We start from the raw sequence: 13418 nt of genomic DNA, 5'->3' as shown, positions 1-13418 counted from the left end.
TTTTTGTTAATAGTAGCCTCTATTCTTGTATAATGTATCTGAATTGTTAATTTTGTGAGTTGCAATGCATCAAACCATTGCTCAATGCTCTACCTTTTACTTTAAATTATTTTGAAAATGAATAAAAGACATTTTTGTTTGGGAATTTTGGTTCTTTTTTCCTTTTTTGGGTTTGCTCAATCAACCAAAGAAGTACTCTTTACCGTTGATGAAAAGCCGTATTACACCGATGAATTTGTTCGTGTTTACAACAAAAACTTAGATTTGGTGAAAGACGAATCGCAAAAAGATTTGGATCATTATTTAGAACTTTTTGTGGGTTATAAATTAAAAATTAATAAGGCGAATCAACTCGGTTTGCAAAACAACACCAAGTATCAAAACGAATTAAAGTCGTATCGCACTCAACTTTCTAAAAATTATTTAACCGATTCTAACGTTACCAAAGAATTGTTGGAAGAAGGTTATGCCCGTTCTTTAAAAGAGATAAAGGCTTCCCACCTTTTGTTGACTCTGGACGAAAATGCTCAACCGGAAGATACGTTGGCGGTGTATAAACAAATTTTGGAGTTAAAAAAACGTGCCGATAACGGAGAAGATTTTGGCGTTTTGGCTCAGCAGTATTCGCAAGACCCCAGTGCGAAAGAAAACAAAGGTGATTTGGGTTATTTTTCTGCCTTTCGCATGGTTTATTCTTTTGAATCAGCGGCTTACAACACGAAAGTAGGAGAGGTTTCAAAGCCGGTGCGAACCCGATTTGGTTATCATTTAATTAAGGTAAACGACATTCGCAACAACAGAGGAGATGTCACCGTTGCCCATATCATGTTGATGAATCCAGCGGAGGAAAATACAGAAGAAGCAGAAAAAAATAAAACGACCATCAACGAAATTTATACTAAAATTCAGCAAGGTGAAGAGTTTGAAGCGTTGGCAAAGCAATTTTCGCAAGACAAATCCTCTTCTGCCAAGGGAGGTGTTTTAAATCGTTTTGGTTCCGGTCAATTGAGTTCAGAAGAATTTGAAACGATTGCTTTTTCTTTAGCACAGCCGAATGAAATTTCTAAGCCCTTTCAAACCCAATTTGGATGGCATATTATGAAATTGATTGAAAAGCATCCTGTTAAGACATTTGAGGAAGCTAAAGCAGACATGGAAAGTAAAATAAGCCGTGATGAGCGTTCCAGAAAAATCACGGAATCGTTGAACGAAAAATTAAGGGCTAAGTATACGGTTAAACGCAATGAATCGATGTATGCTAAAATTAAAAAGGTTGTAACCGATCAGTATTATCAATTAACATGGGAATTGCCAACCGATACAAAAGCATTTGAAGGTGAATTTATTTCCTTTGGAAAGGCTAACGTCACGGGGGTACAATTTTTAACTTACCTTCATTCTCAACAAAAAAATCCAAATCAACCCAAACCCACATCAAAATTGGTGGATTTTCATTATTCAGCGTTTCTTGATGTACAATTGAATCAACATTATAATGAAAGTTTAGAAAGTGAATTTCCTGATTTTGCCGCTGTTATGGAAGAATACCGTGATGGTTTACTGCTTTTTGATTTGATGGAAAAAGAAATCTGGGAAAAATCTAAGACTGATACTTTAGGGTTAGCGGCATTTCATGAAGCTAATGCAGGAAAATATATGTGGAAGAAACGGTATGATGTTGTTATTATTTCGTCTACCAAGGCCGATATGGCTAAAAAAGCACATAAATTGATTAAACAAGGAAAAACAGCAGACGAGATTAAATCGGCTTTAAATACCGATGGTGTTATTAACGTTATGGCGACTTCCGGGATTTTTGAAGAGGGCAATGATGCCTTACCTAAAACCATTCCTTTTCGTAAAGGACTTTCGGAGGTGGTAAAAGAAGGCAACTATCATTATGTTGTTCAAGTTAACGAGGTTAAAGAAGCCGGTGCGAAGCTTTTGGAAGAGTGCAAAGGAAGAGTAATCAATGATTACCAGCAGTATTTGGAAGAGAATTGGGTTTCCAATTTGAAGCAGGAGTTTCAGGTTGTGATCGACCAAGCTGTATTTCAGGCGGTTAAAAAACAAATTAATAAGTAATGAATCGATTGCCGGCTATAGCACTGCTTTATTTTGTTTTTATTTCCTGTTCTTATTTTAAGCCGGAAGAGAAACCGCAAGCTGTGGCTCGAGTGGGTGATACGTATTTATTTAAAAGTGATTTGCGGGATTTGGTTCCTGAGGGCACCTCCAGTGCAGACAGTATATCTATTGTTCATAATTTTATTGATCGATGGGCCACACAAAAGTTGCTGATTAAAGCAGCAGAACTTAATATCGATAAGGAGCAGCAAGAAGAATTTGATGTACTCATACAACAATATAAAGTTGATTTGTATACCAAGGCTTACTTGGAGCAAATTGTGCGTAGAGAAGTAGATACAGTGGTTTTGAATGCGGAAATCAAATTGTACTATGACGAAAACAAAGATAATTTTAGAACAAATGGTTCGTTAATAAAGTTGCGATACATTAATTTGCCAAAAGATCATCCGAAGTTTGAATTGATAAAAGGTAAGTTTTTTGATGCTAAAAAAAGTGATGCGAAATTTTGGGAAACCTATCAATTGCAGTTTAAAAGTTCAGCTTTAAATGATTCGGTTTGGGTAGAAATGAATCAGATTTACAGAAAATTGCCGTTTATTACACCAGACAACAGAGAAAATTATATTGTGGAAGGAAAAGCAATTCAGCAACCGGATTCACTTAATGTCTATTTTGTAAAAATTAGAAGTGTCATCGATAAGAATGAAGTTAGTCCGTTTGAATACGTAAAACCAACCATAAAGGAATTAATCATAAATAAAAGAAAACTAGATTTAATTAAAAAATTTGAGAAGGACATCACTGATGATGCCATTAAAAACAACAAATATGAAATTTATAAATAAAATTGCCATAGCCTTTATTCTCTTGGTCTCATTTGCATTTTCCAGTTTTGCTCAAGAACTAATTGTAGAAGCTACTCCTGCTAAGAAGGACTCTGTGCAGCCTTTTAAAAGAAAAAAAATTGATGGTATTGTAGCCACAGTAGGCGAGTATATTATTTTGGATTCTGATATTGATATGGAGTACGTAGAACTTTCGAGTCAAGGTATTTCTGTAGAAAACGTTTCACGCTGTGAATTGATGGGCAAATTGATGGAAGATCGTTTGTATGCTCATCAAGCCTTACAGGACAGTACGATTGTGGTTAAGGATTCAGAAATCAATAATATGATGGAAGAGCGAATTGCTTATATGCTTGGTCAAATTGGTTCGATGGAAAAAATGTTGAAGTTTTACAATAAAAAGAGTGAAGAAGATTTTAAATCGTTCTTTTTTGATGTGTTAAAGCAAAACAAACTTTCTACTGAAATGCGAAATAAGGTTGTAGAGGAAGTTGAAATCACTCCGGAGGAAGTCCGCACTTATTTTAGAAAAATACCGAAGGAGGATTTACCCACTTTTGGAGCAGAAATGGAAGTTTCTCAGATTGTTATCAAACCCAAAATGTCGGAGGTAGAAAAGCAAAAAGTAATTGATAAGCTGAATGAAATTAGAAACGATGTATTGGTCAACGGGTCAAGTTTTAGAACACGTGCTGTTCTGTATTCTGAAGACCCCGGGTCGCGGTCAAGTGGTGGTTTTTATAAAATGAATCGGAAAACACAGTTTGTCAAAGAATTTAAAGAAGTGGCCTTCAGTTTAAATGAAGGTGAAATTTCGAAACCTTTTGAAACCGAGTTTGGTTATCATATTATTTTAGTCGAAAAAATTAGAGGACAAGAAGTCGATTTAAGACACATTTTGCTCACACCTAAAGTGACCGATGAAGCTTTAAAAGAGGCTAAAGATCGAGCACAATTAATTCGTCAGCGAATTATGGATGGTGAATTAACTTTTGCTGATGCCGCCCGAAGCATGTCGGATGAAAAAGAAACCAAAGCAAATGGTGGTATCTTGTTAAATCCGAAAACCATGGATTCCAGATTTGAATTAACCAAAATGGATCCCACCTTATACGGTCAGGTTTCTAACTTAAAAGAGAAAGAGGTTTCTGTCCCTATTTTGGACGAAGATCCAACCGGGAAAAAAAGTTATAAATTACTGATGGTTACCAATCGTATTGATTCGCACACCGCCGATTACGCCACGGATTACATCAAAATCAAAGAGTTAGCTTTAAAAGAAAAACAATTTGAGGCCATAGGCAAATGGTCGAATGAAAAAATCTTAGAAACCTATATCAAAATTAACGGCGAATACCGAAATTGCCAGTTTATGAATAACTGGTTAAAAAAATAATTTTATCGAATTTCTCAAATCTATACTACTCTCATTATGTCTGATGTAACTGCAGTTCAAAATTTAGTTCAAAAAAGAAAGGACTTAAAACAAGAAATTTCGAAAATTATTGTTGGTCAAGACCTAGTGGTTGATCAGATCTTGCTGAGTATTTTTTCCGGAGGTCACGCCCTTTTGGTGGGTGTTCCGGGTTTGGCCAAAACATTGATGGTGAATACCATTGCTCAGGCATTGGGATTGGATTTTAAACGGATTCAGTTTACGCCGGATTTAATGCCATCTGATATTTTAGGAAGTGAAATTTTAGATGAAAACCGCACCTTCAAATTCATCAAAGGACCGATTTTTTCCAATATTATTTTGGCTGATGAAATTAACCGTACGCCACCCAAAACCCAAGCGGCTTTGTTGGAAGCCATGCAGGAGCGTGCTGTTACGATTGCCGGACATAACTATAAATTGAGTTTGCCGTATTTTGTTTTGGCTACTCAAAACCCAATTGAGCAGGAGGGAACCTATCCGTTACCTGAGGCTCAGTTAGACCGTTTTATGTTTTCTATTAAATTGGATTATCCTTCGTTTGCGGAAGAGGTTGAAGTGGTGAAAAGCACTACTTCTTATCATAAGCCACAGGTTAATCCCTTATTTACCGCCCAAGAAATTATCGATTTTCAACATTTGATTCGACGAATTCCGGTTGCTGATAACGTTATTGAATACGCTGTTACGTTGGTGACCAAAACACGTCCCGACAGTAATTTAGCCACCGACTTTATTAAAAATTACATCGATTGGGGTGCAGGACCAAGAGCTTCTCAAAACCTAATTTTAGCAGCCAAAGCTCATGCTGCTTTTAACGGGAAATTTTCTCCGGATATTGAAGATGTTAAGGCTGTAGCCGAAGGAATTCTGCGTCACCGTGTCGTTAAAAACTACAAAGCCGATGCCGAAGGACTCACGATTGAAAAAATAATTGAAAAGTTATACTAATAAACCCACCCAAACTATTTATACATGTTGGGACTCAACATCGAGCTGAAAAAAAGAGTTCCCGGGTTAGATTTAGCTCGAGCAATAGCCATTTCTTTGGTCGTTTTTTCACATTCGTTATGGATTAGTGAACATTATCATCCTTACATTAAATGGTTCATGAATTTTACACCAACCATTGGTGTGGAAATTTTTTTTGTCATCAGTGGTTTTTTGATTGGAAAAATCATTTACCGAATCATTCAAAAGGATGACTTTTCATTCAACGATGTGCGTGAATTCTGGAAACGAAGATGGTTTAGAACACTTCCCAATTACTATCTTGTTCTGTTGATTAACCTCCTTCTTTGGTATTTAATCTACGGGAAAATCCCTGAAAAGATTGGATTGTATTTCGTTTATCTACAAAACTTTTTCTCTCATTCTCCCGACTTTTCACGAATATCTTGGAGTTTATCGGTGGAGCAGTTTTGCTATATTCTCGGGCCGGTTTTGCTTTATTTATTGATTCGCTTTTTTCCAAAATTGAATCGAAAAAAGCTTTTTTTATGGGTAACGTGTTTTATCATAGCCGTTGTGATTTTAATCCGATTTTGGTTCCATTCAACGCATGAATTGGCTTCTCTTTACGAGTGGAACGAAAACCTCAGAAAAGTATCGGTCTATCGATTGGATGCTATTTATTATGGTTTTTTGGCTTTTTACCTTTATGTAAATTTTCCAATCAATCTAACGGTTAGTAAGTTGCTGTTTACAATTGGTATGTTTGGAATATTCACGCTTCACCTTTTTATTTTCTATTGGGGAATTTCGTTTGAAAGCAATCCGGGTTTTTTCAATATCTTTTACTTATCGCTGAATTCCGTTGCCATTTGTTGTTTGATGCCTTTTTTGTTTACGATTAAAATTCAATCGCTATGGGTTTTAAAGATTATTACTTTATTGAGTCTTTTGTCGTACAGCATCTATCTTTTACATTACACTATCATTTTGCACAGTATGAAAGTTGTTTTTCCTTCTGACCATTTAACCGGGATTCCGTTATTAGTTTACACTTTAACGTATTGGTTGTTAATACTGGTTTTCTCGTATTTATTGTATCGCTTTTTTGAAAAACCAATGACTAATTTACGAGACAGAAAATAATTATTTAAATTTCGAATTCACTATCTCATCCATTTCTTTATCATAAAAAAACAAAAACATACTTCCCATCATATCTTGGTCTTCTTTTGAGGTATTGTTTACTTCCAACACAATTTCATATTCCTGATTTGCATACAACCAAATGCCTTCTTTAGAAGTAAAATTTTCAATATTGGTTAAGCCAATACTGTTTTTATGGTTGGTAACTTCGCTCACAAACACCGGTTTTTGTGTTGTTTTATTCAACAACATAATTCGCGTGGCAAACGGATGAACGTGAATGGCAGCCGCATGCAATCGCAAGCTGTCTTTGATTTCTAATTGATGATTAATTCCACTTCGATAGGTATTTTTTCCTGTTGGTATCACCCAATGTCCGGATAATTTGTTCCCACTTCCATCGTCATAACTGTGGTTTTTGGTTTCTACGGGAATGCAAAAATCGGCACCCGGATCGGTTGGACTTTTATACGGGTCATATTTGTCATACGGTAACATGATGAAAGCCGTTTTACTCATTAACGGTTTGATGTTTTTATCTTCTTGATAGGTGATAGAAACTTTGTGCTTCACTTTATAATACGCTTCTTTTATGTTGTGATTCAGCGTTTGCGTAGTCACAAAAAGTAAATCATTTCCTTTCATCGGTACGCCAAAACCTTCCGGAAAATCAAAATTTTCCATGCCATGCGAAAGCGAAGTTAGTCTTGGATATTGTTTGCCAATGCGATCTTCTAATCCAAAATTGGAATAATATTTCGAATCATTTATATCCACATTCATGTGACAAATAAAATCATTCGACATTTTTTCGCCGGTTTTTGCATCTTGAGCCACCACTTTAAATCCGGTTATCCACAACAAAGTCGAATCCTGCGCAAGCATGACATAATTGGATGCTTTTGGCCCTTCCATTGATTTGTAAATATCGTCAACAATAAACGTTGGCGATAGCATTTTATACTCTTTTGAACTATTTTCCACTTGCCAATCGTTATCAACCAAACCCGTTTTGTGTAACAACGTTGTCTTCACGATTGCCTTGTGGCGGTTGGATAATTGTGCATACCAAATCAATCCTCCCACAATTGATAGAAGCAGTAGCAGTGCTAAAATTTTATATATCTTTGTTCTTCGCATATCCGCAAATTTAAGTATTTCTATGATTGATTATCAAATTGTTGCGTCGAAAAGAATTTTCGGATTGGATTTTCTCAGGTCATTGTCCATTTTGTTGGTGCTTTTCTCCCATATTTCGTGGATTTATCAATCGGAAGGCCTAGTTGGAAAGATGCAAGATTTCTCCGGTTTAATTGGCATTGAGCTGTTTTTAATGTTGAGCGGTTATTTGGTAGGAAGCATTATTTTAAAACAGTTTTTGACCCAGCAATACACGTTTAAAGAAGTTGGCAATTTTGTAAAAAGACGATTATTCAGAATTTTACCAAGCTACTATCTCATTCTGCTTATCAACATATTTATTGCTCTTCTTGTCGGATTTTCCATTCCTAATTGGTGGAAGTATTTTCTGTTTATTCAGAATTTTTCAACCCCAATTCCGACCTTGTTTCCGGAATCTTGGAGTTTACCGATTAAAGAATTGAGTTATGTTTTGGTTGTACTTATTCTTTTTGCTTTTGCGAAACAGGTCACTTTGAACTTTCGAAAAACATTTTTTTTATCGATTGTCTATGGTTTATTGCTATTTTCTGTGGTTTTGAAAATTATTTACCATATCGAAAATCCGAATTTTTCTTTGCAACAATGGACGGCGGAAGTTCGTTCGGTTGTTGTTTACAGAATTGATTCGGTTATGTTTGGCATTTGGTTTGGGTATTATTATGCCGAATATAAATCGTTTTTTCAACACAACAGTTCATTGTTTTTTTGGTTGGGCATTTTGCTGATGACCATTTTTGTGTTCTTCCTCTTGTTTTTTAATCTCAATGCAGTCGCTTGGTTTTGGAATATTGTTGCGTTGCCTTTTATTTCAATGAGTGTTTTGTGTTTTTTGCCCGCCTTACTTTTGTGGGACAAAGCTTCGGACAAACTCAGTGAACTAGTTACTTTTTTGTGTAATTTATCCTATGCTGTTTATCTGATTCATTACAGTATTGTGCTGTTTTTGATGAAGTATTTTATCGATACGAGTACTTTTTCACTGCTTCAATTGCATATCTTTACACTAGTTTATCTGCTGATTACGTTTACGTTGGGTTATTTTTTTTATACTTATTTTGAAAAACCAATCAATACTTTCAGAGTGTCTAATTTTAAACTAAATGGAAAAAAAATCTTTCAACGATAACATTTTTGGTTTGGATTTCATGCGAACCATCGCCATTTTGATGGTCTTGTTCGGACATTGTTTATCGATTTATCCGCCTAGTCAAAGTTTGATTTATCAAGTTGGGCTATTTTTCGGTTTTTTTGGAGTAGAAGTTTTTTTTGTTTTAAGCGGTTTTTTGGTGGGAAGGATGCTTTTTCAACTTTATGTTGACGATGATTTTTCGATTAAAAAGGTACTAGGGTTTCTCAAACGAAGAAGCTTTCGAATTTTACCGAACTATTATTTAGTTTTGATTTTAAACATCATCATTGGTTTTATTGTTGGGTTTACCGTTGCCGATTGGTGGACATACTTCTTCTTTCTTCAAAATTTTAATTCATCGATGTTGCCATTTTTTCCGGAATCCTGGCCTGTTGCAATTGGTGTGTTTGCGTTTTTGTTACTTCTCGTTGCTCTTTATCTTAAAACAGCCCTAGTGAAGCCGAGTAATAAACCATTATTTTTTCTTTTAGTCGTATTGGGACTAACGTTATTCTTTGTTTTTACCAAAATTTACTATTCGTTTACAACTCAAAACACAACTTTAGATCATTGGAATTTAGCACTAAAAGCTTTGGTGATTTATCGTTTGGATGCTTTTTTTATCGGCGTTTTAGCGGCATGGTTTTCCTTACATCGTTTACCTTTTTGGAAAAAAATCCGTTTCCCTTTTGCCTTTTTAGGAATAATTTTATTTGGATTTATGTTTGTTGGCGTTGGGTTTTTTCAACTTACGATTGATCGTTTTCCTCACTTTTGGAACATTTTTTATTTACCGCTGACTTCGTTGCTGTGTGTCTTATTTCTTCCGATTTTATCACAATGGAAATCGACAACATTTACTTTTCTTCAAAAACCGATTATTTTTATTAGTGTGATTTCCTATTCCATTTATTTGCTTCATTATGGCGTACTTCTTCAGTTGCTTCAATTTTATTTCCCAACGGATGATTTATCCATCAATCAATTGCATTTGTATTCACTTTGTTATTTTCTACTGACATTGCTATTGGCTAGCTTATTGCATAAATTCTTCGAAAACCCACTTCGAAAATTAGGTGATCGGTAAAAAACTAGTCGAAACGAACTGATTTGAAGAACTTTTTCATAACTCATTTTACGATATTGATAATTTACGATTCTTATTTTGCCATATTTGTATTTTAATGGCTTGATATTGCTTTTTGTTGAAAATAATATCTAAAATATAGAATTTCTGTAAAAAATGATTTCTAAAAGATATATTTCACTAATAATTTTTCAATGTTCTAACGTTTTCGTAAATTCGCACCACAAACAAATAACACTTATTTATTATGGCATTTGATATAGAAATGATTGAAAAGGTCTATGCTACACTTGGCGAGCGTGTGGAAAAAGCACGTGCGTTAGTGGGAAGACCTCTTACCTTATCTGAAAAGATTTTATATTCTCATTTGTGGGAAGGCACTCCAACCCAAGCCTTCACGAGAGGAAAAGATTATGTTGATTTTGCACCGGACCGTGTGGCGTGTCAGGATGCTACTGCTCAAATGGCTTTATTGCAATTTATGCATGCCGGAAAAAGCAAAGTAGCTGTTCCAACCACGGTTCATTGTGATCACTTGATTCAAGCCAAGGTTGATGCAAAAACCGATTTGGCTCGTGCAAAGCAACAAAGTAATGAAGTTTTTGATTTTCTTTCTTCGGTTTCCGATAAATACGGAATCGGATTTTGGAAACCGGGAGCCGGAATTATTCACCAAGTGGTGTTAGAAAATTATGCTTTTCCGGGAGGGATGATGATTGGAACCGATTCACACACTGTAAATGCAGGTGGATTAGGGATGTTGGCCATCGGAGTAGGTGGTGCTGATGCCGTGGATGTAATGTCAGGGATGGCTTGGGAATTGAAATTTCCAAAATTAATTGGAGTCAAACTAACCGGAAAATTATCGGGTTGGACCGCTCCCAAAGATGTCATTTTAAAAGTAGCGGGCATTCTTACTGTAAAAGGAGGAACCGGAGCTATTGTTGAATATTTTGGTGAAGGTGCAACGGCAATGTCGTGTACCGGAAAAGGGACGATTTGTAACATGGGTGCCGAAATTGGTGCCACCACGTCCACTTTTGGTTATGATGCTTCGATGGACCGCTATTTGCGTTCCACCGGACGACCGGATGTGGCTGATGCTGCCAACAAAGTAGCACAACATTTAACGGCAGACCCAGAAGTATATGCTAACCCTGAACAGTATTTTGACCAAGTGATTGAGATCAATTTATCGGAATTAGAACCTCATTTAAACGGACCTTTTACACCGGATTTAGCTACGCCCATTTCTAAAATGAAAGAGGAAGCCATCAAAAATAATTGGCCTTTAAAAATTGAAGTAGGTTTGATCGGTTCGTGTACTAATTCCTCTTATGAAGATATTGCTCGTGCGGCTTCTTTAGCCAAACAAGTTTCTGATAAAAATTTAAAAACAAAAGCTGAATTTACTATTACACCCGGTTCAGAAACCGTTCGTTATACGATTGAGCGTGATGGATTTATTGACATTTTTGATAAAATTGGTGCCACTGTTTTTGCGAATGCGTGTGGACCTTGTATCGGAATGTGGGATAGAGAAGGAGCAGAGAAAGAAGAACGCAATACTATCGTTCATTCATTCAACAGAAACTTTTCTAAACGTGCCGACGGCAATCCGAATACGTTAGCCTTTGTTGGTTCACCGGAATTAGTAACTGCTTTGGCGATTGCCGGCGATTTAGGGTTTAATCCTTTAACTGATACTTTAATTAATGAAGACGGAGAAGAAGTTAGACTAGATGAACCAACCGGAGACGAATTGCCTCCCAAAGGTTTTGATGCCGAAGATCCGGGTTATCAAGCTCCTGCCGAAGATGGTAGCGGAGTGCAAGTAGCGGTGAGTCCAACTTCGGAACGTTTACAATTGTTGGAGCCGTTTTCACCTTGGGATGGAAAAAATATTACCAATGCTAAATTATTAATCAAAGCATTCGGAAAATGTACCACCGACCATATTTCGATGGCCGGTCCTTGGTTACGATTCCGTGGTCATTTGGACAATATTTCAAATAATATGTTGATTGGAGCAGTGAATGCGTTTAATCAAAAAACAAATTCTGTGAAGAATCAATTAACCGGAGACTACGATGCTGTTCCGGCGGTGCAAAGAGCTTACAAAGCTGCGGGAGTTCCTTCAATTGTTGTGGGCGATCACAATTACGGAGAAGGTTCATCAAGAGAACATGCGGCTATGGAACCTCGTTTCTTAGGTGTGAAAGCCGTTTTAGTAAAATCGTTTGCTCGTATTCACGAAACGAATTTGAAAAAGCAAGGTATGTTGGCGTTAACCTTTGCGAATGAAGCGGATTATGACAAAATCCAAGAAAACGACACCATCAATTTTATAGATTTAGTCAGTTTCACGCCCGGAAAACCATTAACCTTAGAATTCGTTCATGCTGATGGAAGCAAAGATGTAATTATGGCTAATCATTCGTACAACGAAAGCCAAATTGGATGGTTTGTTGCCGGATCTGCTTTAAATTTAATTGCCGCAGCCGGAAAAGCTTAAATTTTAAAATGCCATTTTATAGTAAAACTCCTGAGTAATCGGGAGTTTTTTGTTTTTAAAAACTATTCGTACGAAACAGCGATTAATTCGTAATGGTATTCCATGGCATAAATCGTTTTTACGCCATGCTTTGCATTTTCAAATAAAGGGATTGGACTGACTAATCTTGGTAATTCTGTTTGAAAAACAACTACATTCAGTTGTTTGTTTCCCCCTTGTTCGGTTGAGTCATATTGCCCAATTGTTTTTTCTTCGTTTTGCCAACTAATTTTATTTTTCTGTACAGATTTTATTTGCGTAGTTGCATTTGCATTCATTTCTAAAAGCGAAAAATTCTTTTTATAGGTATAATACTGCGTACTGTTTAATTTATCTTGAGGTAATTCAAAAAGTTGGTAGGCAAAATCTGTTTCCGGTGAACTGTGGTCAATCGAAAATAAGACTTTATTTTTCTTTACGTCTACCAAACCGAAAATGACTGTGTTGTTTTCTGTCATTTTTTTGGTAATTGTTTTTTGGTGAAGTCTATTTAGTTTTGAAAGAGGCACAAAGCCAATTATCGCTCCTGCGTTAGAAGAAATTTTTTCATATTCTAAGTCCGGAAACATTATTTTAAACTGCGTGGTATCTGCATAAAATCCTTTTTCATCTACTCTAAAATTAGATTTTTTTTGATATACAAATTTTATTTTTTGGTAGGATTTTGGCGTGGGTTGAATTTGACTAAATCCTAAAAAGGGAATTATCAAAAGGCCAAGAATCACTAAAATTGCATTATTTTTTTTCATTGTAACTTTTATTGGTTTCAAATATAGTTTAAAAGTATGCATTTTTGATTCATTTGCTTTCAGGTGCTAACAGTTTTGCCACGGATTGCACGAATTTTCATGAATTCATTTTTGCTGGTTTTTGGCGAGAAATGAAGCTCTCTCACCGTTTAGGCTTTCGTCTACCAAAAAAAGTTTATGAACTTCCGGTTCTTCGTGGTTTAATTAAGGTATAAAAAAAATCCGCTTCAAAAACGAATGAAACGGATT

Annotated in this window: 10 protein-coding genes; 8 read left to right on the top strand and 2 right to left on the bottom strand. The window is 35.9% G+C overall.

Translation table 11 applies throughout. The features are described from left to right. The first annotated feature begins 117 nt into the window (after positions 1 to 117). The 5 genes from B0I10_RS01445 to B0I10_RS01425 are packed head-to-tail and all read left to right on the top strand — an operon-like array spanning position 118 to position 6468. The gene (locus tag B0I10_RS01445) at positions 118 to 2085 is read left to right on the top strand and encodes a peptidylprolyl isomerase (protein ID WP_112084700.1); all 1968 of its coding nucleotides are present in this window, start codon (positions 118 to 120) and stop codon (positions 2083 to 2085) included. After that, positions 2085 to 2936: a hypothetical protein gene (locus B0I10_RS01440; protein WP_112084699.1), complete on the top strand. Its 852-nt coding sequence runs from the start codon at positions 2085 to 2087 to the stop codon at positions 2934 to 2936. The genes B0I10_RS01445 and B0I10_RS01440 overlap by 1 nt, the downstream gene beginning before the upstream one ends. Next, a complete protein-coding gene (locus tag B0I10_RS01435) occupies positions 2920 to 4332 on the top strand; it encodes a peptidylprolyl isomerase (protein ID WP_245942926.1) in 1413 nt (470 codons plus the stop codon). Before B0I10_RS01440 ends, B0I10_RS01435 begins: the two co-directional genes overlap by 17 nt. A 36-nt stretch (positions 4333 to 4368) precedes the next feature. Further along, on the top strand, positions 4369 to 5322 hold the full coding sequence (locus B0I10_RS01430; RefSeq protein ID WP_112084697.1) for an AAA family ATPase: 954 nt from the start codon (positions 4369 to 4371) through the stop codon (positions 5320 to 5322). Positions 5323 to 5346: 24 nt separating this feature from the next. Further along, on the top strand, positions 5347 to 6468 hold the full coding sequence (locus B0I10_RS01425) for an acyltransferase family protein (RefSeq protein ID WP_112084696.1): 1122 nt from the start codon (positions 5347 to 5349) through the stop codon (positions 6466 to 6468). On the opposite strand, the gene B0I10_RS01420 is transcribed toward B0I10_RS01425, so the two are convergent. Further along, positions 6469 to 7608 carry a hypothetical protein gene (locus B0I10_RS01420; RefSeq protein ID WP_112084695.1) on the bottom strand — a complete coding sequence of 380 codons (1140 nt, stop codon included), beginning with the start codon at positions 7606 to 7608 and terminating at the stop codon, positions 6469 to 6471. It abuts the gene before it with no gap. Between the two features lie 22 nt (positions 7609 to 7630). Here B0I10_RS01420 and B0I10_RS01415 point away from each other — a divergent pair, with 22 nt between their 5' ends. The 3 genes from B0I10_RS01415 to B0I10_RS01405 all read left to right on the top strand — a co-directional run bounded on the left by B0I10_RS01415 (position 7631) and on the right by B0I10_RS01405 (position 12381). Beyond that, complete coding sequence (locus B0I10_RS01415) at positions 7631 to 8776, top strand: acyltransferase family protein (protein WP_112084694.1); 1146 nt, start codon at positions 7631 to 7633, stop codon at positions 8774 to 8776. Continuing rightward, positions 8751 to 9866: an acyltransferase family protein gene (locus tag B0I10_RS01410; protein ID WP_112084693.1), complete on the top strand. Its 1116-nt coding sequence runs from the start codon at positions 8751 to 8753 to the stop codon at positions 9864 to 9866. The genes B0I10_RS01415 and B0I10_RS01410 overlap by 26 nt, the downstream gene beginning before the upstream one ends. A 247-nt stretch (positions 9867 to 10113) precedes the next feature. Next, a complete protein-coding gene (locus B0I10_RS01405; protein WP_112084692.1) occupies positions 10114 to 12381 on the top strand; it encodes an aconitate hydratase in 2268 nt (755 codons plus the stop codon). 62 nt (positions 12382 to 12443) lie between these two features. On the opposite strand, the gene B0I10_RS01400 is transcribed toward B0I10_RS01405, so the two are convergent. Next, complete coding sequence (locus B0I10_RS01400; protein WP_112084691.1) at positions 12444 to 13169, bottom strand: hypothetical protein; 726 nt, start codon at positions 13167 to 13169, stop codon at positions 12444 to 12446. Between the last annotated feature and the right edge of the window lie 249 nt (positions 13170 to 13418).

It is taken from the genome of Flavobacterium lacus (genome assembly GCF_003268815.1).
GTDB classification, from domain to species: Bacteria; Bacteroidota; Bacteroidia; order Flavobacteriales; family Flavobacteriaceae; genus Flavobacterium; species Flavobacterium lacus.
The sequence above is the reverse complement of the archived record's forward strand: the minus strand, read 5'-3'. Positions and strand labels throughout refer to the sequence as shown.

Bases quoted from the DNA above. Each gene is read 5' to 3' on its own strand.
- B0I10_RS01445 (WP_112084700.1), top strand. From the start codon at position 118: ATGAATAAAAGACATTTTTGTTTGGGAATTTTGGTTCTTTTTTCCTTT.
- B0I10_RS01440 (WP_112084699.1), top strand. From the start codon at position 2,085: ATGAATCGATTGCCGGCTATAGCACTGCTTTATTTTGTTTTTATTTCC.
- B0I10_RS01435 (WP_245942926.1), top strand. From the start codon at position 2,920: ATGAAATTTATAAATAAAATTGCCATAGCCTTTATTCTCTTGGTCTCA.
- B0I10_RS01430 (WP_112084697.1), top strand. From the start codon at position 4,369: ATGTCTGATGTAACTGCAGTTCAAAATTTAGTTCAAAAAAGAAAGGAC.
- B0I10_RS01425 (WP_112084696.1), top strand. From the start codon at position 5,347: ATGTTGGGACTCAACATCGAGCTGAAAAAAAGAGTTCCCGGGTTAGAT.
- B0I10_RS01420 (WP_112084695.1), bottom strand. From the start codon at position 7,608: ATGCGAAGAACAAAGATATATAAAATTTTAGCACTGCTACTGCTTCTA.
- B0I10_RS01415 (WP_112084694.1), top strand. From the start codon at position 7,631: ATGATTGATTATCAAATTGTTGCGTCGAAAAGAATTTTCGGATTGGAT.
- B0I10_RS01410 (WP_112084693.1), top strand. From the start codon at position 8,751: ATGGAAAAAAAATCTTTCAACGATAACATTTTTGGTTTGGATTTCATG.
- B0I10_RS01405 (WP_112084692.1), top strand. From the start codon at position 10,114: ATGGCATTTGATATAGAAATGATTGAAAAGGTCTATGCTACACTTGGC.
- B0I10_RS01400 (WP_112084691.1), bottom strand. From the start codon at position 13,169: ATGAAAAAAAATAATGCAATTTTAGTGATTCTTGGCCTTTTGATAATT.